General features: G+C 70.9%; 24 protein-coding genes. 12 read left to right on the forward strand and 12 right to left on the reverse strand.

Annotated elements, in window-relative coordinates; all coding sequences use genetic code 11:
- The first annotated feature begins 92 nt into the window (after positions 1 to 92).
- From LB823_RS17590 to msrA, 5 genes are read left to right on the forward strand one after another with little or no spacing between them, the layout of a single operon-like run.
- Positions 93 to 1,379, forward strand: coding sequence for a fatty acid desaturase (locus tag LB823_RS17590; protein ID WP_224649418.1), 1,287 nt, complete (start codon positions 93 to 95; stop codon positions 1,377 to 1,379).
- A 33-nt stretch (positions 1,380 to 1,412) separates the two neighbouring features.
- Positions 1,413 to 2,831: a fatty acid desaturase gene (locus tag LB823_RS17595; protein WP_224649431.1), complete on the forward strand. Its 1,419-nt coding sequence runs from the start codon at positions 1,413 to 1,415 to the stop codon at positions 2,829 to 2,831.
- Positions 2,832 to 2,891: 60 nt separating this feature from the next.
- Positions 2,892 to 4,259, forward strand: coding sequence for an FAD-dependent oxidoreductase (locus LB823_RS17600; protein WP_224649433.1), 1,368 nt, complete (start codon positions 2,892 to 2,894; stop codon positions 4,257 to 4,259).
- The gene (locus tag LB823_RS17605) at positions 4,256 to 4,744 is read left to right on the forward strand and encodes a GNAT family N-acetyltransferase (protein WP_374201347.1); all 489 of its coding nucleotides are present in this window, start codon (positions 4,256 to 4,258) and stop codon (positions 4,742 to 4,744) included. Before LB823_RS17600 ends, LB823_RS17605 begins: the two co-directional genes overlap by 4 nt.
- Before the next feature lie 44 nt (positions 4,745 to 4,788).
- A complete protein-coding gene (msrA, locus tag LB823_RS17610) occupies positions 4,789 to 5,325 on the forward strand; it encodes a peptide-methionine (S)-S-oxide reductase MsrA (RefSeq protein WP_224649435.1) in 537 nt (178 codons plus the stop codon).
- Here the strand turns inward: msrA and LB823_RS17615 are convergent.
- From LB823_RS17615 to aroA, 3 genes are read right to left on the reverse strand one after another with little or no spacing between them, the layout of a single operon-like run.
- Entirely contained in the window at positions 5,268 to 6,512 is a 1,245-nt protein-coding gene (locus LB823_RS17615) for a glycosyltransferase (protein WP_224649437.1), read from the reverse strand. The genes msrA and LB823_RS17615 overlap by 58 nt on opposite strands.
- Positions 6,513 to 6,547: 35 nt before the next feature.
- Entirely contained in the window at positions 6,548 to 7,540 is a 993-nt protein-coding gene (rsgA, locus tag LB823_RS17620) for a ribosome small subunit-dependent GTPase A (protein WP_224649439.1), read from the reverse strand.
- Positions 7,541 to 7,543: 3 nt separating this feature from the next.
- Entirely contained in the window at positions 7,544 to 8,833 is a 1,290-nt protein-coding gene (gene aroA / locus LB823_RS17625; protein ID WP_224649442.1) for a 3-phosphoshikimate 1-carboxyvinyltransferase, read from the reverse strand.
- Between the two features lie 69 nt (positions 8,834 to 8,902).
- Here aroA and LB823_RS17630 point away from each other — a divergent pair, with 69 nt between their 5' ends.
- From LB823_RS17630 to LB823_RS17640, 3 genes are read left to right on the forward strand one after another with little or no spacing between them, the layout of a single operon-like run.
- Entirely contained in the window at positions 8,903 to 9,772 is an 870-nt protein-coding gene (locus LB823_RS17630; protein ID WP_224649444.1) for a hypothetical protein, read from the forward strand.
- 33 nt (positions 9,773 to 9,805) lie between these two features.
- On the forward strand, positions 9,806 to 10,258 hold the full coding sequence (gene soxR, locus LB823_RS17635; protein ID WP_224649446.1) for a redox-sensitive transcriptional activator SoxR: 453 nt from the start codon (positions 9,806 to 9,808) through the stop codon (positions 10,256 to 10,258).
- 41 nt (positions 10,259 to 10,299) lie between these two features.
- Positions 10,300 to 11,064, forward strand: a complete 765-nt coding sequence (locus LB823_RS17640; protein WP_224649448.1) for an SOS response-associated peptidase — start codon at positions 10,300 to 10,302, stop codon at positions 11,062 to 11,064.
- 8 nt (positions 11,065 to 11,072) lie between these two features.
- Here LB823_RS17640 and LB823_RS17645 read toward each other — a convergent pair whose 3' ends face one another.
- From LB823_RS17645 to LB823_RS17660, 4 genes are all read right to left on the reverse strand, one after another.
- On the reverse strand, positions 11,073 to 11,552 hold the full coding sequence (locus LB823_RS17645) for a MaoC family dehydratase N-terminal domain-containing protein (protein WP_224649450.1): 480 nt from the start codon (positions 11,550 to 11,552) through the stop codon (positions 11,073 to 11,075).
- Between the two features lie 178 nt (positions 11,553 to 11,730).
- Positions 11,731 to 12,090: a hypothetical protein gene (locus LB823_RS17650; RefSeq protein ID WP_224649452.1), complete on the reverse strand. Its 360-nt coding sequence runs from the start codon at positions 12,088 to 12,090 to the stop codon at positions 11,731 to 11,733.
- A 132-nt stretch (positions 12,091 to 12,222) separates the two neighbouring features.
- The gene (locus LB823_RS17655; RefSeq protein ID WP_224649454.1) at positions 12,223 to 13,575 is read right to left on the reverse strand and encodes an NAD-dependent succinate-semialdehyde dehydrogenase; all 1,353 of its coding nucleotides are present in this window, start codon (positions 13,573 to 13,575) and stop codon (positions 12,223 to 12,225) included.
- A gap of 81 nt (positions 13,576 to 13,656) precedes the next feature.
- Positions 13,657 to 14,049 carry a VOC family protein gene (locus tag LB823_RS17660; protein WP_224649456.1) on the reverse strand — a complete coding sequence of 131 codons (393 nt, stop codon included), beginning with the start codon at positions 14,047 to 14,049 and terminating at the stop codon, positions 13,657 to 13,659.
- Between the two features lie 59 nt (positions 14,050 to 14,108).
- Between LB823_RS17660 and LB823_RS17665 the strand changes: the two genes are divergently transcribed.
- Positions 14,109 to 14,771 carry a helix-turn-helix transcriptional regulator gene (locus tag LB823_RS17665; protein ID WP_224649459.1) on the forward strand — a complete coding sequence of 221 codons (663 nt, stop codon included), beginning with the start codon at positions 14,109 to 14,111 and terminating at the stop codon, positions 14,769 to 14,771.
- A gap of 64 nt (positions 14,772 to 14,835) precedes the next feature.
- On the opposite strand, the gene LB823_RS17670 is transcribed toward LB823_RS17665, so the two are convergent.
- Together LB823_RS17670 and ybaK are read right to left on the reverse strand one after the other, a co-directional pair.
- Positions 14,836 to 16,947, reverse strand: a complete 2,112-nt coding sequence (locus LB823_RS17670) for an SDR family oxidoreductase (protein ID WP_224649461.1) — start codon at positions 16,945 to 16,947, stop codon at positions 14,836 to 14,838.
- Positions 16,948 to 17,013: 66 nt separating this feature from the next.
- Positions 17,014 to 17,502 carry a Cys-tRNA(Pro) deacylase gene (gene ybaK / locus LB823_RS17675; RefSeq protein ID WP_224649464.1) on the reverse strand — a complete coding sequence of 163 codons (489 nt, stop codon included), beginning with the start codon at positions 17,500 to 17,502 and terminating at the stop codon, positions 17,014 to 17,016.
- Between the two features lie 352 nt (positions 17,503 to 17,854).
- Here ybaK and LB823_RS17680 point away from each other — a divergent pair, with 352 nt between their 5' ends.
- Both LB823_RS17680 and rsrA read left to right on the forward strand, forming a co-directional pair.
- Positions 17,855 to 18,529 carry a sigma-70 family RNA polymerase sigma factor gene (locus tag LB823_RS17680; RefSeq protein ID WP_224649466.1) on the forward strand — a complete coding sequence of 225 codons (675 nt, stop codon included), beginning with the start codon at positions 17,855 to 17,857 and terminating at the stop codon, positions 18,527 to 18,529.
- Positions 18,526 to 18,807, forward strand: a complete 282-nt coding sequence (gene rsrA / locus LB823_RS17685; protein ID WP_259142387.1) for a mycothiol system anti-sigma-R factor — start codon at positions 18,526 to 18,528, stop codon at positions 18,805 to 18,807. The genes LB823_RS17680 and rsrA overlap by 4 nt, the downstream gene beginning before the upstream one ends.
- A gap of 86 nt (positions 18,808 to 18,893) precedes the next feature.
- Here rsrA and LB823_RS24180 read toward each other — a convergent pair whose 3' ends face one another.
- Positions 18,894 to 18,968 carry a 50S ribosomal protein bL37 gene (locus LB823_RS24180; protein WP_370452957.1) on the reverse strand — a complete coding sequence of 25 codons (75 nt, stop codon included), beginning with the start codon at positions 18,966 to 18,968 and terminating at the stop codon, positions 18,894 to 18,896.
- Positions 18,969 to 19,053: 85 nt separating this feature from the next.
- Between LB823_RS24180 and LB823_RS17690 the strand changes: the two genes are divergently transcribed.
- Positions 19,054 to 20,547, forward strand: a complete 1,494-nt coding sequence (locus tag LB823_RS17690; protein WP_224649468.1) for a sensor histidine kinase — start codon at positions 19,054 to 19,056, stop codon at positions 20,545 to 20,547.
- 61 nt (positions 20,548 to 20,608) lie between these two features.
- Here the strand turns inward: LB823_RS17690 and LB823_RS17695 are convergent, their stop codons facing one another.
- Positions 20,609 to 20,863: a WhiB family transcriptional regulator gene (locus LB823_RS17695; protein WP_013125780.1), complete on the reverse strand. Its 255-nt coding sequence runs from the start codon at positions 20,861 to 20,863 to the stop codon at positions 20,609 to 20,611.
- 384 nt (positions 20,864 to 21,247) lie between these two features.
- Positions 21,248 to 21,980: diacylglycerol kinase family protein (locus LB823_RS17700; protein ID WP_224649471.1), on the reverse strand; the 733-nt coding region annotated here is incomplete at its 5' end.

The following is a 21,980-nucleotide window of genomic DNA, read 5'->3' on the forward strand; positions in this document are numbered from 1 at the left end:
CAAGATCGATGACTTTGTTCCATCTCGCTGCTATAGTGGAATCGTTCTGTTCTAGGCCGCTGCATGCGGTCCGACCGATTGGGGATCGCCTCGTGGCTATCACTGACATCGCGGAGTACGCGCACCTGACCGACGCCGACATCGAGGCGCTCGGTGCTGAGCTGGATGCGCTGCGCCGCGAGATCGAGGAGAGCCGCGGCGAGGAGGATGCCAAGTACATCCGCCGCGTGATCAAGAGCCAGCGCATCGCGGAGACCGCGGGCCGCGTCTTCGGCCTCGGCGCCGGCATGAAGGGCTGGAAGGGCAAGGCCGCCTGGGCCGCCTCCGCCGCGTGCCTGTCGTACGCCAAGGTCATCGAGAACAACGAGCTCGGCCACAACATCATGCACGGCCAGTGGGACTGGATGAACGATCCGGAGATCCACTCCACCAACTGGGAGTGGGACAGCGCCTCGGACGGCAAGTTCTGGCGCCACACCCACAACTACATGCACCACAAGTACACCAACGTCACCGACATGGACGACGACATCGGCTACGGCATCCTGCGCGTCACGCGCGATCAGCCGTGGGAGCCGTACATGCTCTTCAACCCGATCTACAACTTCACGCTGATGATCGGCTTCCAGTACGGCAAGGCCGTGCAGCACCTCGAGCTGATGAACGCCATGAAGGCGGCGCTCAACGGCGGCGAGCAGTACGAGAACTACGACTGGGAGGAGTTCCGCAGCCGGCTCAAGGTGGTCCTCACCAAGATCACCAAGCAGACCGCGAAGGACTACGTCCTCTTCCCCGCGATGGCCGTGCCCTTCACCGGCGCCCGCGGCTACAAGAAGGCCGCCTCGGCCAACTACGTGGCCAACACCGTGCGCGACGTGTGGGACCACATGACCATCTTCTGCGGCCACTTCCCGGACGACGCCGAGAAGTTCACCATCGAGGACATCGACAACGAGACGCTCCCCGAGTGGTACCTGCGCCAGATGCTGGGCACCGCGAACTTCGAGGGCAGCGACGCGCTGCACTTCATCACCGGTCACCTGGGCCGCCAGATCGAGCACCACCTGTACCCGGATCTGCCCTCGAACCGCTACAACTACATCAACTCGCGGCTCGTCGAGATCTGCGAGAAGTACGACCTGCCCTACAACACGGGCCCGATGTGGAAGCAGTACGCGGAGTCCTGGCGCACCATCATCAAACTCTCGCTGCCGGACCGGTTCCTCAAGGACACCGTCGACGACGCGCCCGAGACCCACTCGAACAAGCGCTTCTACGACGAGAACGGCAAGACCACCGTGGTCAAGGGCGAGATCGATGCAGACGGCAACCGTCGCGGCCTGGTCTCGCACGTCGAGGAGCTGGCGGCCGCGAAGTGACGCGGACCCCCGGACTGCGCGTAGCCTGAACACGTGGCAATCACTGATGTCGGCGAATACGCCCATCTCGACGACGCCGACATCGAGCGGCTCGCGCAGGAACTGGACGCGATCCGCGCCGAGGTCGAGTCGTCGCGCGGCGATCGGGACGCGCGGTACATCCGTGGCGTGATCCGCGCCCAGCGCGTTCTCGAGGCGGCGGGCAGGCTCACGATCCTCGGCTCCAAGAGTCGCTGGTTCTGGGCCGCCGGCGCGGGCATGCTCGGGGTCGCGAAGATCATCGAGAACATGGAGCTCGGGCACAACGTCATGCACGGGCAGTGGGATTGGATGAACGATCCCGAGATCCACTCCACCACGTGGGAGTGGGACATGGCCTGCGTGGGGTCTCACTGGAAGCACTCGCACAACTTCCTGCACCACAAGTACACCAACGTCGTGGGCAAGGACCTCGACGTGGGCTACGGCGTGCTGCGCGTGACCCGGGACGAGCAGTGGGAGGCCAAGCGCTCCGCGCAGTTCCTCAACAACCTGTTCCTCGGGCTCACCTTCGAGTGGGGCATCGCCCTGCACGACATCGAGCTGGCGGAGGCGATCGCCGGCAACAAGCCGTGGCCGCAGACCCGCAAGCAGCTCCGCGAGCTGGGGATCAAGGCCTCGCGGCAGCTGGGCAAGGACTTCCTGCTCTACCCGGCGATCAGCAAGGCCGTCGGCGGCTCCTTCGGCCGCACGCTGTCGGCGAACCTCACCGCCAACGTGGTCCGCAACATCTGGACCTACGTGGTCATCTTCTGCGGGCACTTCCCCGACGGAGCGGAGAAGTTCACCACCGAGTCGATCGTCGACGAGACGCCCGGCGAGTGGTACCTGCGGCAGATGCTGGGCAGCGCGAACATCTCCGGCGGCCCCGCCATGGATTTCATGACGGGCAACCTGAGCTACCAGATCGAGCACCACATGTTCCCGGACCTGCCGTCGAACCGGCTGTCCGAGATCGCTGTGAAGGTGCGCGCGATCTGCGAGAAGTACGACATCCCGTACACCGAGGGGCCGCTGCTGCGGCAGTACTACCTCTCGCAGCGCACCATCGCCAAGCTCTCGCTGCCGGACCGGTGGCTGCGCGCCACCGCCGACGATGCCCCCGAAACCGCCTCCGAGCTGCGCTTCGCCGCGGTCCGGGAGCGCCTCGCGCAGGCTCAGGAGAGCGCCCACGAGCGGTTCGTGCACGCGCAGGAGAACGCGCAGGAGCGCCTGGCGCACGCGCAGGAGAACGCCCACGAGCGGCTCGTCCACGCCCGCGAGGCCGCGCACGCGGCCCAGGAGGAGGTCGAGCGCGTGGGCCTGCGGTCCGCGATCGCCGAGGCCGCGCGGCACAAGGTCGAGCAGAAGCGGCTCGAGGTCGAGGCGAAGCGGGCGCGTCGCGCGCGTCGTCGCCGCTCGGGTGTGGCGTAGACTTCCTACTTTGGGCAGCCTAAGAAGGTTGCCGCGCCGTCCGTTTCGGGAGTGTTGTTGATGAAGCCCTTGCGCGTCGCGATCGTGGGTTCCGGCCCGTCGGGATTCTTCGCCGCCGGGAACCTGTTGGAGCAGGATGACGTCGAGGTGCAGGTCGACGTCTTCGACCGGCTCCCCACGCCCTTCGGCCTGGTCCGCTACGGCGTCGCGCCCGATCATCCCGCGATCAAGTCGGTCACCAAGATCTTCGACCGCACCGCGCAGCACGAGAACTTCCGCTACTTCGGCAACGTCGAGGTGGCCACCGACATCCAGGCCGCCGAGCTGGCGCAGTGGTACGACGCCGTGATCTACGCGATCGGCGCGTCGGGCGGCCGCCGCCTCGAGGTCGACGGTGCCTGGCTGCCCGGCAACCACCCGTCGAGCGACTTCGTGGGCTGGTACAACGGCCACCCCGACCGCCGCGACCTCGACGTCGACCTGGGCGTCGAGCGGGCCGTCGTGATCGGCAACGGGAACGTCGCGCTCGACGCGGCGCGCATCCTCGTCACCGATACGGACAAGCTCTCCGGCACCGACATGGCCGAGCACGCCCTCGAGGCGCTGCACGGCTCCTCGGTGCGCGAGGTCGTCGTCCTGGGCCGGCGCGGCGCCGAGCAGGCCGCGTTCACCCCCTCCGAGGTCGCCGAGCTGGGCAAGCTGCCCGGCGTCGACGTCATCGTCGACCCCGCCGACGTTCCCGCCGAGGACAAGGAGCGCGACAAGGCCCGCCCGCCGGTCGAGCGCAACAACCTCAAGCAGCTGCGGAAGCTGGCCGCCCAGGAGCCGACCGGCGCGGACCGGCGGATCGTGCTGAAGTTCCTGCGCTCCGTGGTCGGCATCGGCGGCGAGGGGCGCGTGCGCACCGTCTCCGTGGCCACCAACGAACTCGTCGCGGGCGACGACGGCTGCGTCGAAGCGCAGCCCACCGGCGCCGTCGCCGAGCACGAAGCCGGCCTGGTCATCCACGCCGTCGGCTACCACGGCACGCCCATCCCCGGCATCCCGTTCGACACGGAGCGGGGCGTCTTCCGCAACGCCGACAGCCGGATCGTCGGCTACGACGGTGCGCCCCTGCCGGGCCACTACGTGGTCGGCTGGATCAAGCGCGGACCGTCGGGCGTGATCCCCACCAACCGCGACTGCGCGCGCGACACCGTCTCGGTGCTGCTCGCCGACGTCGCGGCGGGCAAGCTCGAGCGCAGCGAGTTCGACGGCGCCCAGGTCGAGAAGTTCATCGTCGACCGCGCGCCGAACCTCGTGGAGTACGACGGCTGGATGGCCATCGACGCGCACGAGACCGCCCTCGCCGAGGAGGACGCGCGCCCCCGGGTGAAGCTGACCAGCGTCGACGCCATGATCGACGCGGCGCAGGCCGCCGCGGAGTGATCGCCCGCGCGGACTTCGCCGACCCGGCGCTCGCCGCGTTCCTCGCCGCGCACCACGCGGACATGGCGCCGACCGCGCCGCCGGAGAGCCAGCACGCGCTCGGCCTCGACGAGCTGCGGGCGCCCCACGTCCGGTTGTGGACCTGCCACGACGACGGCGCACTCGTGGGGACGGTCGCGCTGGCCGCACTCGAGCCCGGGCACGAGGAACTCAAGTCGATGCGCACCGCGCCGCACGTGCGCGGGCGGGGGATCGGGCGCCGGCTCCTGGCCTTCGCCCTCGACGACGCCCGGTCCCGCGGCGTGCGGCGGATCTCGCTGGAGACGGGCAGCCAGGACTTCTTCGCCCCCGCGCGGACCCTGTACGCGGCGCACGGCTTCGTCCCCTGCGGACCGTTCGGCGGCTACGTCGACGACCCGAACAGCGCCTACCTCACCCGAGTGCTGGGAGTACCGTCGGAATCGTGCGAGGCACGGCGGTGTTGAAGCGATTGGCGGGAGCACTGGTCTCCCGGCGGAAGGAGCTGCGCATGACTGACAACGGCACCATCACCACGGTCCCCGGCCGCGAGACCGCGGTCCTGGCGGGCGGATGTTTCTGGGGCATGCAGGATCTGATCCGCAAGCAGCCCGGCATCGAGAGCACCCGCGTGGGCTACACGGGCGGCGCGAACGAGCACGCGACCTACCGCAACCACCCGGGCCACGCGGAGGCCGTCGAGATCGTCTTCGACCCCGCGAAGACCAGCTACCGGGACGTGCTCGAGTTCTTCTTCCAGATCCACGACCCGTCCACCGTCGACCGGCAGGGCAACGACGTGGGCTCGAGCTACCGCTCGGCGATCTTCCCGCTCAGCGACGAGCAGGAGCGCGTCGCCCGCGACACCATCGCCGACGTCGACGCCTCCGGCCTGTGGCCGGGCAAGGCCGTGACCACGATCGAGGCGGTGGGCCCGTTCTGGCAGGCCGAGCCGGAGCACCAGGACTACCTGGAGAAGTACCCGGACGGCTACACCTGCCACTTCCCGCGCCCGGGCTGGAAGCTGCCCAAGCGCGCCTCCGCGTAGCGGGTCGACGGCTCGGCGAGCGAGGCAGGGAAGGCCGAGAGGTCGGGGAGTGCCTGTGTACGGCGCGCGAAGCGCTGTGCGTTCCGCCGGTACGCGGGGTCGGCCAGGATCTTCGTGGTGGCCGAAGCGATCTCCTCGGCCGACGCCGTTGCCGGATCGAGCGCGATACCGGCACCGAGGCGCTCGACCTGTGCCGAGTTGCCGGGGTGATCCCCGAACAGGGGGAGCAGCACCGCCGGTACGCCTGCCTGCAGCGATTCGCGAACCCCGTTGAAACCGCCGTGCGAGATGAAGACGTCGCACGTCGAGAGGATCGTCTGCTGATCGACGAAGTCGGTGACGACCACGTTGGCGGGCGGATTCGGGACCGGATGCGATCCGACCGCCACCACGGCGCGCACGTCGAGTGCGCCCAGTGCCTGCACGATGCGGTCCAGGAGCACGCCGCCGATGCCGATCCGCGGCGCGACCGAGCCGAGGCTCGCCAGCACCAGCGGTCCGTCGGCGGGTAGATCCGCGATCGCGGCGTCGAGCGGCGCGTGTGTGCGGGGTCCGGGCCGGAAGCAGTGCACGTGCTCGACGGGCCGCCCGGGCGGGTAGAAGTCGAGTGGGGTCTGTGCGATCCGTGGCGCGCTCGGCGGCTCGGCGACCTCGGGCAGGTCGTGCGCGCGGCGGACCTCGTTGAGGACCGCGAGCAGCTCCGGCGCGCGTTCGTCGAGCATCGGCGCCACGTCGAGGACGGCCTCGCGGCAGCCGAGCTTCTCCGCGACGAGGTGACCGCCGAACTCGGTGTTGTCGCGCAGGATCAGGTCGGGCACGGTGTCGCCGAGCGCGTCGAGGAGCGCCGTCGCCGCGCGGTGCGCGAGGACGCCGATGAAGGCGCGTGCCGAGAGGAGGACCGAGGACGTCGGCAGCGACCCGCCGATCGGTGGCAGCGACGCGGGCGGGGCGTAGCCGGTCACGGTGAAGTCGTCGGCGCGCAGCGCCGGGTCGGTCACGATCTCGCGGAGCTCGGGCACGCCGCGGAGCGGGAGCGCCTCGAATCCGTACTCCGTCACCAGATCCACGCCGGCGTCGGGGACGGCGATCGTCACCCTGTGGCCGGAATCCCGGAGTGCCGACGCCGCGGGCAGGACGAACGGGACCAGGTGCGAGTAACCGGCTACACCGGTGATCAAGATGTTCACGTAACTAACGATATAGGAGTCGGGCCCCGCCGCGCTCAGGCCCAGTCGGGGGTGGCGGTCAGGTCGGCCAGCAGGCCGCGGACCGCCATCGCCCGACGGTGCGCCGTCCCCTCCAGCCGGTCCAGCGCGCACTCGGGGTCGGCGGGCGGCCCCTGGTGGGTGCAGCCGCGCGGGCAGTCCTCCACGGCTTCGGCGAGGTCGGGGAACGCGGCGACCACGTCGTCGATGGAGATGTGCGCGAGGCCGAAGCTGCGGATGCCGGGGGTGTCGACGACCCAGCCGCCGTCGGGCAGCCACAGTGCGACCGACTGGGTGGACGTGTGCCGCCCCTTGCCGACCCCCGAGACCACGCCGACCGCCCGATTGGCATCGGGGACGAGGCGGTTGACCAGCGTCGACTTGCCGACGCCGCTGTGCCCGATGAGCGCGGTGACGCGGCCGGTGAGGAGGTCGTGCGCGGCGTCCAGCGGATCGTCGCGGCCGGCGGCGATCACCGTGAGGTCGAGGTCGGCGAAGGCGGCGGTGAACTCCTCCGCGTCGGCGAGGTCGCCCTTGGTCAGGCACAGGACCGGGGTGAGGCCGCCCGCGTAGGCGGCGATGAGGGTGCGCTCGACGAAGCCGGTCCGCGGCGGCGGGTCGGCCAGGGCCGTGACGATGAGGAGCTGGTGCGCGTTCGCGACCACGATCCGCTCGTAGGGGTCGGTGTCGTCGGCCGTGCGGCGCAGCACCGTCGACCGCTCGTCGACCCGGACGATGCGTGCGAGCGTGTCCTTGCGGCCCGTCAGGTCGCCGACGACGCCCACGGAGTCGCCCACCACGATGGGGGAGCGGCCCAGTTCGCGGGCCCGCATGGCGACGATGATCCGTTCGGGGTCGCCGCCGAGGGCGCAGCCCCACCGCCCGCGGTCGACGGAGACCACCATCGCCGTCTCGGCGTCGCTGTGGTCGGGCCGGTTCTTGGTGCGCGGCCGACTGCTCTTGCCCGGGCGCACCCGGACATCGGTCTCGTCGTACTCGCGCTTACCCAAGGCTCACGATTCGCCGCCGAGCAGCGTGTGCCAGAGGGCCGGGAAGTCGGGCATCGTCTTGGACGTGGCCGCGATGTCCTCCACCTGCACACCCTCGGTGACCAGGCCGAGGATCGCGCCCGCGGTCGACATCCGGTGGTCGGCGTAGCTGTGCCAGACGCCGCCGTGCAGCGTCGCGGGCTCGATGTGCAGGCCGTCCTCGGTCTCGGTGCAGCGCCCGCCGAGGTTCGTGATCTCGGTGGTCAGGGCCGCCAGGCGATCGGTCTCGTGGCCGCGCAGGTGCGCGATGCCGCGCAGGTGCGACGGCGAGTCCGCCAGGGCGGCCAGCGCCGCAACCGTGGGCGTGAGCTCGCCGATGTCGCGCAGGTCCCAGTCGACGCCGTGCAGCGCACCGGTGCCGCGGGCCGTCAGCGCACCGTCGGCGTGCGTGACCTCGGCGCCCATCGCGGCGAGGATATCGGCGAACTGGACGCCCGGCTGGGTGGACTGCGGGTTCCAGTGCGGGACGGTCACGGCGCCGCCGGTGACCGCGGCCGCCGCGAGGAAGACGGTGGCGTTCGAGAGGTCCGGTTCGACGGTCCAGTCGTGCCCGCGGAGCCCGCCCGGCGCGACGCGCCAGGTGTTCGGCTCGGAGGTGTCCACGTCGGCGCCGGCGGCGCGCAGCATGTCGACGGTCATCTCGATGTGCGGCATCGACGGCACGGGCTTCCCGTCGTGGTGCACGACGACGCCCTCGGCGAAGCTCGGGCCGCTCAGCAGCAGGCCGGAGACGAACTGCGAGCTCGCGGAGGCGTCGATGGTGACGGCACCGCCGCGGATCGGGCCGTCGCCGTGCACGGTGAAGGGCAGCCCGTCCCCGTCGATGCGGGCGCCGAGCCCGCGCAGCGCGTCGAGGACGGTGCCCAGGGGCCGGGTCCGGGCCTGCGGGTCACCGTCGAATTCGACGGTGCCGCGCGCCCCGGCGGCGAGCGGCGGGAGGAAGCGCATGACGGTGCCGGCGAGGCCGCAGTCGACCGTGCCGCCGTGCAATTCACCGCCGGTGACCGCAACTGTGGTGTCGGTAACGAAGTCGACGCGCGCGCCGAGCGCGGTCAGCGCCCCCGCCATGAGGTCGGTGTCGCGGCTGCGGAGGGTGTTCGTCAGCGTCGACCGCGACGGGGCCTGCGCGGCAAGGACGTACGCGCGATTGGTGATCGATTTCGAGCCGGGGAGGGCGACGGTGCCCGTCACCGGACCTGCGGCGAAGGGCGCGGGCCAAAGCTCCAACTGCTCCACGCGCACATCCTTGCACATGAGGGTGGCCTCACCGCGTGCTACCTTGCTGGGCGGAACAGGTCAGGTCATCACCGCCGGGAGATCTCGATGAAGCGCACTCGTACGTTCGTGGGCAGGACCGTCGTGTCCGTCGCCGCCGTCGCCACCCTTGCGGGTGTCCTCGCACCGGCCGCGTCGGCCGATCCCAAGCCCGGCGATCCGAAGCCGGCCGCCGCGCCGACCAACAAGGCGGGCGAGCTGATCATCGGCTCCGGCAACCTCCCCGACGGCATGAGCTTCGGCGGTGCGGTGCTGTCCGGTGCCGCCGCCGGCTGGAACGGCGCGTGGGCGTCGCTGAACCGTGCGGCCGTCACGCCGGCCGAGTGCAAGGTGCTGTACGCGGGCCTGCCCATCCCCAAGGGCACCGACACCGCGCAGACCAACGGCTCCACCCGCGGCGTGAACTGGTCGATGGTGGTCTCGAAGTTCGCCATGGACGTCGCCCCGCTGCGCGCCGCGCTGCCCAAGTGCGGCACCTTCAAGGCCGTCCGCGACGGCGCCACCACCGAGGTCAGCGTGCGCTCGATCGCGGTCACCGGCGCGCCCGACGGCCTGGGCCTGGAGTTCACCACCAAGACCAAGCGCGGCAACCAGGTCGAGTACCTGCAGTCGCGGCAGTACACCGCTGTCGTCAACGGCGTCACCATGTCGCTGCGCGGCGGCCGCCAGTCCCGCGAGCCCGCGCCCTTCGTCGGCGCCGACGACCAGCTGGCCGTCGACCTGCTGGGCGTGCAGGTCGCCATCCTGAAGAACCCGCCGAAGCCCGCGGTCGCCGCCCCGGCGCCCGCCGCGAGCGGTTCCGCCAAGCCGGCCGCCCCGGCCGCGTCCGCGAAGCCGGGCGCACCGTCGGCGAAGCCCGCCGCCCCGGCCGCGAAGCCGGCTGCTGCGTCGTCTTCGGCGGCGAAGCCTGCGCGCTGATCCCTGAACTAAGGTTCAGGTAGTCTCGACGGGGTGGAGACCACCCGGGAGTTCAGCGTCGGCCAACTGTCCGCGCGCAGCGGCGTCGCGGTGTCCGCGCTGCACTTCTACGAGCGTGAGGGCCTGATCTCCGCGCGGCGTACCTCCGGCAACCAACGGAGGTACCCGCGGGAGATGCTGCGCCGCGTCGCGTTCATCCGGATCAGCCACCGCGTGGGCATCCCCCTCGCCACGATCCGCGACGCCCTCGCCGAGCTGCCCGACGGCCGCACGCCGACGAAGGCGGACTGGGAGCGGCTGTCGCGGCATTGGCACGACGACCTCTCGCACCGGATCGACGAGCTCACCCGGTTGCGCGACAACCTCACCGACTGCATCGGCTGCGGCTGCCTGTCGATGGCCTCCTGCGCCCTCGCGAACCCCCACGACGCCCTCGCCACCACCGGCGCCGGCCCGCGCCGCGTCTTCGACGAGTTCCAGGCCTGACGCGGCCCGAACCTGTCGGTGCACCGTCGTACCCTGGGGGCATGTGCGGACGCTACGCGGTGACCACCGATCCGGCGCTGTTGGCGGCGGAGATCGACGCGGAGGACGAGACGGAAGGCACGGAGCTCGACGTGCCGGGCTTCAACGTCGCGCCCACGACGAACATCGTCACCGTCGTCTCCCGGCATTCGCGGGAGGCTCCGGACGATCCCGCCACGCGGCGGCTGCGGGCCATGCGGTGGGGGCTGCTCCCGCACTGGCAGAAGACGTTGAGCGGCCCGCCGCTGTTCAACGCGCGGGCGGAGTCCGTCGACGAGAAGCCGGCCTTCCGCACCGCGATCAAGTCCAAGCGCTGCCTGATCCCGATGGACGGCTGGTACGAGTGGCAGCTGCTCGAGGATCCGGAGCTGGTGAAGAAGCCGCGCAAGCAGCCCACGTACCTCACCCCGGTCGACGGGACGCGCATGTACGTCGCCGGGCTGTGGTCCGTGTGGCGGCCCGCCGGCGCGGGGCTGGACGTGCCGCCCACGCTGTCGGCGACGGTGCTGACCACCGACGCGGTCGGCCCGCTGCGCGCCGTGCACGACCGGATGCCGCTGGTCCTCACCCCCGACGCCTTCGACGAGTGGCTGTACCCCGACGGCCCGGTCGACCCGGCGCTGCTCCGCCCGCCCGCCCTCGAGGTGGCCGAGCGGATCGAGATCCGCCCGGTGTCCGCCCTGGTCAACGCGGTCGCCAATACCGGCCCCGAGCTGATCGAGCGCGTCGAGCCGGGCAGTGAACCGGGCCAGCTGAGCCTGCTGTAGCGGCCGCGTCAGGTCAGCTGCTGGGTGAGCGGGCCGGTGCCGAACAGCATCACGTTCTCGACCAGGGCCTCTTCGAGCACCGGTCCCTCGACGGCGTCGCCGAGGTACACGATCTGACTGGTCCCGACGATCCGGGTCTCGCCGTCCACGACGGCGCCGCTCTCGACGGTGAAGAAGTCCGCGCCGCCGCGCTGTACGTGATCGGTGATCCGCGCGCCGATGTCGATGCGTTCGCCGATGAGGGGATGCCCTTCGTAGCGGTAGGACTGCCCGGCGTGCAGGATCCGGGACATGTTCGGGCTGCTGATCGATGCGGCGACGAGTGCGGCCACCGCGTGGAGCATCGGTGCGGCGAGCAGTGTGGCGGGAACCGGGGTGTCCCTGGGCGGCACGCCGAGGCTCTCCCACGGCGTGTGCCAGCACCGCGTCGCGCGCCCGAACGCTCGCACGCCTTCGGTGGTGACCTCGAAGGCGCTGGGGTACCACACATCCCATCGATCATGAGAGTGTGCTCCATTGTTTCTATCAGTCACCCACTGTTTGTAGCGGAAACTGCGACGCAGGTTCAACGCGAACCGCGCGCCGCGGGGTGATCCGTGTCCAAGGACACAGGGCGCTCGCTGCCGTCGACGCCGATGGCGTCCCGCCTCGAATCCTCGCGGCGGCTCAGAGCAATCGCACGATGAGGCCGGTCACGGACGCGAAGAACGCGCCGAGTCCGTACGCATGGAAGAGTGCCCCGCGGCCGACCGGGCCGGCATCGAACCGGGCTGCCCAATGCTCCGTCCTGACCCATCCGACCAGCGTGATCAGGGAGTACGCGAGGATGCTCAGCGGCAGCAGAGCGGACATCTGCTGGACGGTGGTGGCGACGCCCGCGAGCACGCCCGCGGCGAAGCCGGCCCATCCGCTCCAGCCGGGAAAGCGGGCGCGGACGAGGCTGAGGAAGGGGGCCGCGATCGCCGTCACCGCGAAGACGGCCACCGCGCTCGTCGTAGGGGAGAAGAAGCCGCCGCCGGAACTCACATTTGCCTCCTCGTATGCACAGTGTGTACTCGACTGATTATACGGATCACTAACGGCAATTGCGGTGACGAAGGTCCCGCAGGGCGGCGCGACGGGCGGTCCTCGGTCCGGCCGAAGGACCGCCCCGTCGACCTACTTGATGGTGCGGATCAGCTTCTTGTTGAGGAACTCCTCGATGCCCAGCGGGCCCATCTCGCGGCCGAAGCCGGAGCGCTTGACGCCGCCGAAGGGAAGCTCGGCGCCCTCGGCGAGCACGCCGTTGACGAAGACCATGCCGGCCTGGATGCCGTCGGCGATGCGGGCCGCCTGCTCCGGGTCGGTGGTGAAGACGTAGGAGCCGAGGCCGAACGGGGTGTCGTTCGCGAGCGCCAGCGCCTCGCCCTCGCCCGCCACGCGGTAGACGGTGGCGACGGGCCCGAACAGCTCCTGCCGGAACGCCGGGTTGTCCTCGGTGACGTTCGTGAGCACGGCGGGCGGGAAGAAGGCGCCGTCGCGGCGCCCCTCGATGGCGAGGTTCGCCCCGGCCTCCACGGCCTGATTGACCTGCTGCTCCAGCCCGATCGCCGCTCGCTCGGAGGACAGCGGCGCGATCCCGTCGCCCGCGGCGAGCAGCTTGCCGGTGAACTTCGCGAGGAAGTCGTCGTAGAGGTCCGCGTGCACGATGAACCGCTTCGCCGCGTTGCAGGACTGGCCGGTGTTGTCGAGGCGGCCGGCGACGGCGGCGTCGACGGTCGCGTCCAGGTCGTCCGTCGAGAGCACGATGAACGGGTCCGAGCCGCCCAGCTCCAGCACGCACTTCTTGAGGTTGCGGCCGGCGACCTCCGCGACCGCGGCGCCGGCGCGCTCCGAGCCGGTCAGCGAGACCGCGGCGACCCGCGGGTCGGCGATGATGTCGGCCGCCTGCTCGTTGCTGACGCGGATGTTGACGTACGCGCCCGAGGGCAGGCCCGCCTCGTCGAAGATCAGCTGCATCGCCTCGGCCGATTCGGGGCACTGCGGCGCGTGCTTGAGCAGGATCGTGTTGCCCGCGGCCAGGTTCGGGCCGGCGAATCGCGCCACCTGGTAGTAGGGGAAGTTCCACGGCATGATCCCGAACAGCACGCCGATGGGGGAGCGGCGGATCACCGCGGTGCCGTCACCCTCGAGAAGATCCAGCGGCTGGTCGGCGAGGAACTTCTCCGCGTTGTCGGCGTAGTAGGTGTAGATCGCGGCGGAGAAGTCGACCTCGCCGAGCGCGTCCTCGAGCGGCTTGCCCATCTCCCGCTGGATGATCCCGGCGAGCATCTCGCGGCGCTCGGTGTGCAGCTCCGCGACGCGGCGCACCAGGGCGGCCCGCTCGGAGACCGTCGACTGCTGCGGCCACGTCCGCGCGGCGCGCGACGCCGCGTCGATCGCCGCCTCGACCTCGGCGGGCTCCGCGGTGGGGTACGTCTGCAGCACCTCGCCGGTGGCGGGGTCGGTCACGGCGTACTGGATGTCGGGCATCGTCGGATCTCCTTGTGGGGGACGGGAACGGTTCGCCTCCCACGATAGGCACCTTCGACGGCGCCCGCGCCCGGACCGCGACTACTGCCAGGCGAAGAGCTGAACCTGGTAGCCGTCGGGGTCGAGGACGCCCGCGTAGCGCTGCCCCCACGGCGCGTCGAACGGGTCCATGGCGCTCGGGCTGCCCGCGGCGACGAGCTCGGCGTGCACCTCGTCGACCACGGCCGGGGAGGCGCACTTCACGCACAGCGTCGCATTCTGTCCCGGCTGCTTGACCCAGTCGGGCTCCATCGAGCGGACCACCGCGACGGAGTCCCACATCAGCCGCATCCCGCCGGGCAGCTCCGCCTCCACGTGCGGCTGGTCCTCGGCGCCGTCGGGGATGTCGAGCCCGAGCCTCCGGTAGAAGGCGAGGGATGCGGGTAGGTCCTCGGTAACCATCCCGATGGCGTCGAAACGCAGTCGCTCTGTCATGCCGCCACGATATGTCGCGCCGCGGCCCGCGTCTTGAACGTTTCGGACATACTCGAACGGTGTACAGCGAGTGGCCGTCGTCGGTCCCCGGGGCGATCCGGTGGACCTCGGTGGGCGGCGCCGGGCCGGCGCTGATCCTGCCGGACGGGTGCATGGACGTCATCGTCGTCGACGGTGCGCCGATCGTTGCGGGCCCGGACGCCGTCGCCGCCCGCACGACCGGGTTCGACGGTGCGCGGCTCGACGGCCTGCGCTTCCCCTCCGGGATGCTGCCGCAGCTGTTGGGGATCGCCGCCGACGAGCTCACCGGGCGGCGCGTCGACCTCGCGGACATCCTGTCGCCCAGGCGGATTCCGCGCACCGTCGACCCGGAGGCGATCGCGGCCGCGCTCCTCGACGGGGTCGAGTTGGACCGGCGGATCGGCGCGGTCGCGGTCCGGCTGCGGGCGGGCCGCACCGTCGGGGATGTCGCGGCGGAGACGGGGCTCGGCGAGCGGTCTCTGCACCGCCTGGCCCGGCGGTCCTTCGGCTACGGCCCCAAGACCCTCGCGCGGATCCAGCGCTTCCAGCGGGCCGTCGGGCCGATCCGCGCGGGCCGCGCGCTGGCCGAGGTGGCGGCCGCGTCGGGCTACGCCGACCAGGCCCACCTGACCCGGGAGGTCCGCGCGCTCACGGGCTGCACGCCGCGGGCGTTGGTGGCTCCTGACCGTGTGCACCGTTGACCACCTCACGAGTAGTCGACGGTGCACATATGCCGGCCCATAGCCGCTGTCGGCCGCGGAGCGTCTACCAGTTGATGCCGGGGATCCGATTGAGCGTCTTGCGCGCGATTCGGCGCAGGCCCTGATCGCCGGAGATGCCGAACAGGGGGCTCACGGCGGCGGTGGAGATGTCCTTCGACAGGTCCTTGGTCGCCGCGCCGGCCGCGGCGAGCCGGCCCCGCGGCGTGTCCACCTCGGCCACATCGACTTCGACGACCTTGGCCGCCCCCTCCGTGTCGCCCTCGGGCTCCGGGAAGAGGAGGTAGCCCTGGTGCTGTGCGGCGGCGGCGATGCGCGGGGAGAGGAACTGGCCGAACTGGGCCAGCGTGCCGAGCGGGGTGTCGATGCGGCGGGGCCGCTCGACGATGGCGCGCACCACGATCTGGCCGGCCTTCTCCACCGACAGCGCCATCGCGTTGTCGTAGGCGTCGGTCGGCTCGATCATGCGCGTGCGGGTGAGCGGCATGTGGATGTTGGTGAAGGTCACGTGGTCCGACATCGTCTCGGCCGCCGTGATGTCGCTGAACGCCTCCAGCGCGGATTTCGAGGCGATGTACGCCGCGAACCGCGGGCCGCGCACCTGCACGCCGATGGAGGAGACGTTGACCACGTGCCCCGATTTGCGGGCGACCATGTGCGGCAACAGCTCCAGGATCAGGTAGACGGCGCCGAAGTAGTTGACCGCCATTGTGCGCTGGTAGTCGTGCGCGCGGTCCACGGAATCGACGGTGGCCCGCCGGATGGACCGGCCGGCGCTGTTGACGAGCACGTCCACGTGGCCGTGCTCGGCGAGGATCTGGGCGACGGTGGTGCGCACGGCCTCCGGATCGGTGACGTCGCACTGGTACGCCCGGACGATGCCCTTGGGTACGCCGGGCATCCCGGGCTCGGCCTCGATCCGCAGCACCGCGTCGGCGAGGTCCTCGGGCTTGCGCGCGACGATGAAGACGTTGGCGCCCTTGAGGACCGCCTGCTTCGCCGCCTCGCGGCCGATGCCGGAGGAGCCGCCGGTGAGCAGGATGTGCTTGCCCACGAGCGGGCCGCGCGGGTCGTCACGGCGGTTGCGCGACGGGTCCAGGTGCTCCGCCCAGTAGCGGAACAGCCGCGGCCCGTAGGACTTCAGGCGCGGCAGGGCCACACCGTACCGGCTCAGCGCGCGGTGCGTCGCCTCCGAGTCGAAGCGGGTGTTGTAGAACGGGTGGTCCAGGATCATCGGCGGCAGCCCCAACTGGCGCGCGATCGTGTCGCGGAGCGCCCGCACCTCGCCCCGGCGGCCGATCCGCGCCGCGAACTCGCCCAGCGGCGCGCTGGGGACCGGCAGCGTCTTCGGGCCGGAGAAGGCGGGGGCGATCGCGTCGTAGATCGTGGCCATGCTCTGGCCCTTGGGGTCCGCCAGGTGGTAGACGGTGCCGGGCGCCGGCGGCGCGGTGACCAGCGCGGCGATGCCCGCGGCGACGAAGTCCACGGGCACGATGTTCGTGTACCCGAGGTTGGCGAAGGGCACGTGCAGGTGGTGCGGGATGGTGCCGATGAGCCGCAGGAACGGGAAGAAGTAGTACGGCCCGTCGATCTTGTCGATCGCGCCCGTCATCGAATCGCCCACCACGATGGACGGCCGATAGATCTGCCACGGCACCGCCGACTCGCGGACCAGGCGCTCGGCCTCGTACTTGGTGCGGTGGTACGGAGTGGGGAAGAACTGCGCGACGTCGAAGTCGGCCTCCGAGAACCACCCCTCGTGGTTGCCGGCGACGGCCAGCGAGGAGACGTGGTGCATCGTGGCGCCGAGCCGGCCTGCCAGCTCCAGGACGTTCCGTGTGCCCCCGACGTTGGTCAGCTCCTGCAGCTCCTCGGGGGCCTCCATGTCGTAGACGGCCGCGAGGTGGATCACGTGGTCGACGTGCTCGGGCAGGTCGCCCGGCGTGATGCCCAGGCCCGGCTCCACGACGTCGCCCGCGACCGGCACCACCTGGGGGGCGAGCTCGTGGCCCAGGTCGGCGATGAGCCGCTCGAACCGGGGGAGGGAGGCGTCGCGCACCAGCAGATAGATGGTGGCGTCCCGGTCCGCGGCGGCGAGCCGCGCCACGACGGCACGGCCGATGAAGCCCGTCCCGCCCGTGACGAAGTAGCTGGCCATACCACGAACCTACTTTCCGCTGCGTCCGCCGCCAAACCCGGGCGGGCCGCTAGTCACCCCTGATTATCACGGCGCGGCGAGCGGCGCCACCGTCGCCGCCGTCGCGGCGACCAGGTCCGACGGTGCCAACTCGACCTCCAGGCCCCGTCGGCCCGCGGAGCAGAAGACGGTCTCGAAGCCGAGCGCGGACTCGTCGATCGCGGTCGGCAGGCGCTTGCGCTGCCCCAGCGGGGAGACGCCGCCGAGCACGTAGCCCGTCACGCGCCGCACGTCCGCGGGGTCGGCCATCGCCGGGCGGTGCAGCCCGAGCGCCGCGCCCGCGGCCTTGAGGCTGAGCTTGCCCGACGTGGGCACGATCGCCACGGCGAGCTGCTTCCCGTCGCCGATGACCAGCGTCTTGAACACCCGCGCCGGGTCGTGCCCCAGCGCCTCCGCGGCCTCGCCGCCGAAGGACTCCGCCCGCGGGTCGTGCGCGTACTCGTGGATCCGGAACTCGATCCCCGCGGCTTGCAGCGCCGCGATCGCCGGCGTCGCCGCGGCGTTCTTCTTCCCCATGCGTTCAGTCAAGCAGGTTCCCCTCGGGTTCAGCGCGATGCGCGGATCAGCGGCGCGACCCGATTTCGCTCGAGCAGCACCCAATACCGACTCGGGTATGCGAGAACCGCATGACCCGATTCCCCTGCGGGGCTTCTACCTGGTGTTTCGAGGGTATGCGTCGCCCGCATACCCTCGCGGGAAGGTCACCCGCCCCGCCGGTCCGGCGACGGCCCGGATCGCGGCGCCCTCGCGACACGGCCCGCGGCCCTCAGCGCGACCTGGGAACAAGCCGACGCATCGCGCTGTTGCAGAGGTCGTGAGTACAGGTAGCGGCGCAGCGGTCCTCGAGCGACCGGTAGCCTTCGACGGTATGACGGACGGGGACATCACGCACGTAGCGGATCTGGACTCGGCCCCCGACGAGGTGACCGAGACGCCGGAGCAGCTCACGGCACGGTTCGAGGCCGAGGCGCTGCCGCTGCTCGACCAGCTGTACGGCGCCGCGCTGCGGATGACCCGCAACCCCGCCGACGCGGAGGACCTGGTCCAGGAGACCTACGTGAAGGCGTACAGCGCCTTCCGCAGCTTCAAGAAGGGCACCAACCTCAAGGCCTGGCTGTACCGGATCCTCACCAACACCTACATCAACGGCTACCGCAAGAAGCAGCGGCAGCCCGCGCAGTACCCCACCGACGAGATCACCGACTGGCAGCTCGCGGCCACGGCGGAGCACAGCTCCACCGGCCTGCGCTCCGCGGAGATCGAGGCACTGGACGCACTGCCGGACGACGAGATCAAGCAGGCTCTCGCGAAGCTCCCCGAGGAGTTCCGCATGGCGGTGTACTACGCCGACGTGGAGGGATTCCCCTACAAGGAGATCGCCGAGATCATGGGTACCCCCATCGGCACGGTCATGTCGCGGCTGCATCGCGGCCGGCGGCAGCTCCGCGCCGAGCTCGAGGGCGTCGCGCGCGAGCGCGGCTTCCTCCGGGGGCAGGATTCCGACGGTGCCGAGGGCGCCGCCGCTCAGGAGGTCGAGAAGTGACGTACTCGTCGGACGGCAACCCGGACCTGGAGCTCGACTGCTCCGCCGTGATGGCGGACATCTGGCTGCTCCTGGACAACGAGTGCGACTCGGCTGCCAAGGAGCGCCTCAAGGCCCACATCGACGGCTGTTCGCAGTGCCTGTCGCATTACGGCATCGAGCAGCAGATCAAGTCGCTGGTGAACCGCAAGTGCGGCGGCGATCGTGCGCCCGAGGGGCTGCGGGAGCGGCTGACGATCAGCATCCGGCACACCGAGGTGCGCTTCCGCCCCGAGTAGCCGGTGCGGTGCAGTGCGAACATGACGAGGGCCCGTCGACGTGATGTCGACGGGCCCTCGTGCGCAAGTCACGTGAAACCTGAAGGTCAGGAGTTCGGGCGCTTGCCGTGGTTCGCGGCGTTCTTCTTCCGCGCGCGCTTCTTACGTCCACGCTTTCCCATGGCGGTCTCCTTCCTGTCCTGAAGCTTCTTCGCAGTACCGGCTATTGTTTCACGACGGCACCGACGACGACAAAAAGGCGGTCCCATGGCCTCCCTCGCCGACCTCCTGGCGATCCACACGGACCTCCCGGGGCGCGCCGCTCGGCACCTCCAGCGGATCGCCGGCGAGTGGCAGCTGCTCGCCGACCTCTCGTTCGCCGACCTGCGTCTCTGGGTCCGCAACGACCCCGAGGGCGACACCACCGATCCCGCGTACATCTGCATCGCGCAGTGCCGGCCCAACACCACGCCCACCGTGTACGACTCCGACGGCGTCGGCGTCGTCGTGCCGCCCTGGGAGGCGCCCACCCTGCACGCCGCGTTCGAGGGCGCCGACGTGGTCAAGGGCGTCACCCCGGCCTGGACCGGGCCCGCACGCGTGCGCCGCGAGGCCGTCCCGGTGCCGTCGAACGGCGAGGTGATCGCCGTGCTGACCCGCGACTTCAACGTCACGCACCCGCGCACGCCGAGCCCGCTCGAGGTGGCCTACAAGGAGTGCGCGGACGATCTGTGCACGATGGTCGCCGAGGGCGCCTTCCCCGAGCCGGAGGACCTGCCCACGGGCGAGGCCGAGCCCCGCGCGGGCGACGGCTTCATCCGCCTCGACGCCCAGGGGCGCGTGGTGTTCGCCAGCCCGAACGCGCAGTCGGCGTACCGCCGGATGGGTGCTCCCACCGACCTCGAGGGCAGCATCCTGTCCGAGGTGACCGCCGAGCTGGTGGGCGACACCTTCGAGTCCGAGGACCTCACGATCGCGCTCGACGGTGCGCTCGAGCGCGGCGAGGGCTCCCGGATCGAGCTCACCAAGGGCGGCGTCACCGTCGTGCTCCGCGTGCTCGGCCTGCATCCGGGCGGGCGTCCCGGGGGTGCAGCGGTGCTGCTGCGCGACGTCACCGAGCTCAAGCGCCGCGACCGCGCCCTCATCTCCAAGGACGCGACGATCCGCGAGATCCATCACCGGGTGAAGAACAACCTGCAGTCGGTCTCCGCGCTGCTGCGGCTGCAGGCCCGGCGCACGCGCAACGACGAGGCCAAGCGCGCGCTCAACGAGTCGGTCCGCCGGGTCGCGTCGATCGCGCTGGTCCACGAGACCCTGTCGATGAGCGTCGACGAGCACGTCGACATCGACGAGGTGATCGACCGGCTGATCCCGATCATGGCCGACGTGGCCCCGGCGGGCGGTTCAGCGGCGGTCACCGTCGTCCGACGGGGCGACGTGGGCCTGCTCGACGCGGACCGGGCGATGCCGCTGGTCATGGTCGTCACCGAACTGATCCAGAACGCGGTTGAGCACGCCTACGAGCCGGGGGAGTCGGGCACCATCGAACTGCTGGCGCACCGGTCCACCCGGATGCTCGAGGTCACCGTCCGGGACGACGGCGCAGGCCTGCCCCCCGGGTTCAGCCTCGAGGGCTCGGACCGCCTGGGGCTGCAGATCGTGCAGACGCTCGTGAAGTCGGAGCTGGCCGGCGAGCTGAGCCTGACCTCGCGCGACGGTGGCACCGACGCGGTGGTGCGGGTTCCGCTGCAGCCCGTCTAGGCCCGCGCACGACGAAGGCCCGGTGGAGGATCCACCGGGCCTTCGACGAAAGCGGAACGTGTTACACAGCGGTGCGCGTGCGGGTGCGCGCGTTGCGGCGCTTCAGCGCGCGACGCTCGTCCTCGCTCATGCCGCCCCACACGCCGGCGTCCTGACCCGACTCGAGGGCCCAGGACAGGCACTCGGCGGTCACGGGGCAGCGGTTGCAGACCAGCTTGGCGTCCGCGATCTGCGCGATGGCCGGACCACTGTTGCCCACGGGGAAGAACAGCTCGGGATCCTCGTCGCGACAGATGGCCTTGTGGCGCCAATCCATGTCAGTACACTCCTTCAGGCGCGCTCGCGCGCCACTCATCGCAGGCGCCGATCCGGCACCGAATTTCCAGGCTGTTAACGCGGAGGGAACCGAACTGTTTCCGCGCTGTTACGTCATGAATATTTCCACGTTCCCAGCAGGAGTCAATAGATTCCGACTCAGAGGTGGGGGATCTCACAGCGGGGGCGGTGAGAACCCTCTTCCGAGGGGTGTACTACACTGCTGCCGGTTCAGCGGCGTGCCCGCAAATATATCCGCACACGCTGCAGGTTTGCAATAGGTTTCTGCGCGGTCGTGACGAATCGCTCACTTCGCCCATCCGATCGGGTCACGCCGAGTCGGCGGGAATCGGCCCGGCGGAGGGGCCCCAGCGGGCGGCGGGGATCAGCGCACGCGAGGCAGCGGCGGCAGGTCGGCCAGCACGCGGATCCGCTCCGGCGAGTACCAGAACCGCACCTCCGTGCGGTCGCCGAGGTGGTCGCCGTCGACCTGCGCGGGCACCGGGACCGCGCTGCTCACGCGCAGCTCGGGCAGGTCGTCGTGCCGGACGAGGTGGCGCACCGTCGGGCCCTTGGTGCGGCGGGCCGAGAGCATCTGCCGCACCAGCATGAGGTTCGGGATCGTGCGCATGGAGCGCGACGCGAACACGCCCAGCCCGGTGCCGTAATCCGTCCCCGGGTTGGTGAACACCGCGCGATTGTTGAGGAAGGTCCACGGGCTTGCGTTCGAGACGAAGGCGAAGTGCACCCCGTCGATGTCCTGCCACGTTCCCGGCTCCTCGCCGGGCAGGTGGACGGTGAGCTGCGGCTCGCGCCGCGCGGCGGAGAAGAAGGTGCGGACGGCGGTGCGCACGTACCGCGACGGGGTGGCGGCCTTGCCCTTGTCGCGCAGCGCCTCCATGTTGGCGATCACCTCGGCGTCCACGCCGACGCCGGCGTTGAAGAGGAAGTAGCGCTCGTCGGCGCAGCCGAGGCCGATGGTGCGGAAACTGCGGCGCGCCAACAGGTCCGTGAGGTGCACGGTGGCCTGCAGCGGGTCGCGGGGGACCGCGAGTGAGCGCGCGAAGACGTTCGCGCTGCCGCCGGGGATCACGGCGACGGCGGGCAGGGTGTCGGGG

Source organism: Tsukamurella sp. M9C (assembly GCF_020169415.1).
Lineage (GTDB): Bacteria > Actinomycetota > Actinomycetes > Mycobacteriales > Mycobacteriaceae > Tsukamurella.

Excerpts from the sequence above, each read along its gene's own strand:
- LB823_RS17680 (WP_224649466.1), top strand. The coding sequence starts at position 17,855 with ATGACGGACGGGGACATCACGCACGTAGCGGATCTGGACTCGGCCCCC.
- ybaK (WP_224649464.1), bottom strand. The coding sequence starts at position 17,502 with ATGGGGAAGAAGAACGCCGCGGCGACGCCGGCGATCGCGGCGCTGCAA.
- aroA (WP_224649442.1), bottom strand. The coding sequence starts at position 8,833 with ATGTGCAAGGATGTGCGCGTGGAGCAGTTGGAGCTTTGGCCCGCGCCC.
- LB823_RS17670 (WP_224649461.1), bottom strand. The coding sequence starts at position 16,947 with ATGGCCAGCTACTTCGTCACGGGCGGGACGGGCTTCATCGGCCGTGCC.
- LB823_RS17660 (WP_224649456.1), bottom strand. The coding sequence starts at position 14,049 with ATGACAGAGCGACTGCGTTTCGACGCCATCGGGATGGTTACCGAGGAC.
- LB823_RS17600 (WP_224649433.1), top strand. The coding sequence starts at position 2,892 with ATGAAGCCCTTGCGCGTCGCGATCGTGGGTTCCGGCCCGTCGGGATTC.
- LB823_RS17695 (WP_013125780.1), bottom strand. The coding sequence starts at position 20,863 with ATGGATTGGCGCCACAAGGCCATCTGTCGCGACGAGGATCCCGAGCTG.
- LB823_RS17630 (WP_224649444.1), top strand. The coding sequence starts at position 8,903 with ATGAAGCGCACTCGTACGTTCGTGGGCAGGACCGTCGTGTCCGTCGCC.
- LB823_RS17655 (WP_224649454.1), bottom strand. The coding sequence starts at position 13,575 with ATGCCCGACATCCAGTACGCCGTGACCGACCCCGCCACCGGCGAGGTG.
- msrA (WP_224649435.1), top strand. The coding sequence starts at position 4,789 with ATGACTGACAACGGCACCATCACCACGGTCCCCGGCCGCGAGACCGCG.
- LB823_RS17640 (WP_224649448.1), top strand. The coding sequence starts at position 10,300 with ATGTGCGGACGCTACGCGGTGACCACCGATCCGGCGCTGTTGGCGGCG.
- LB823_RS17690 (WP_224649468.1), top strand. The coding sequence starts at position 19,054 with ATGGCCTCCCTCGCCGACCTCCTGGCGATCCACACGGACCTCCCGGGG.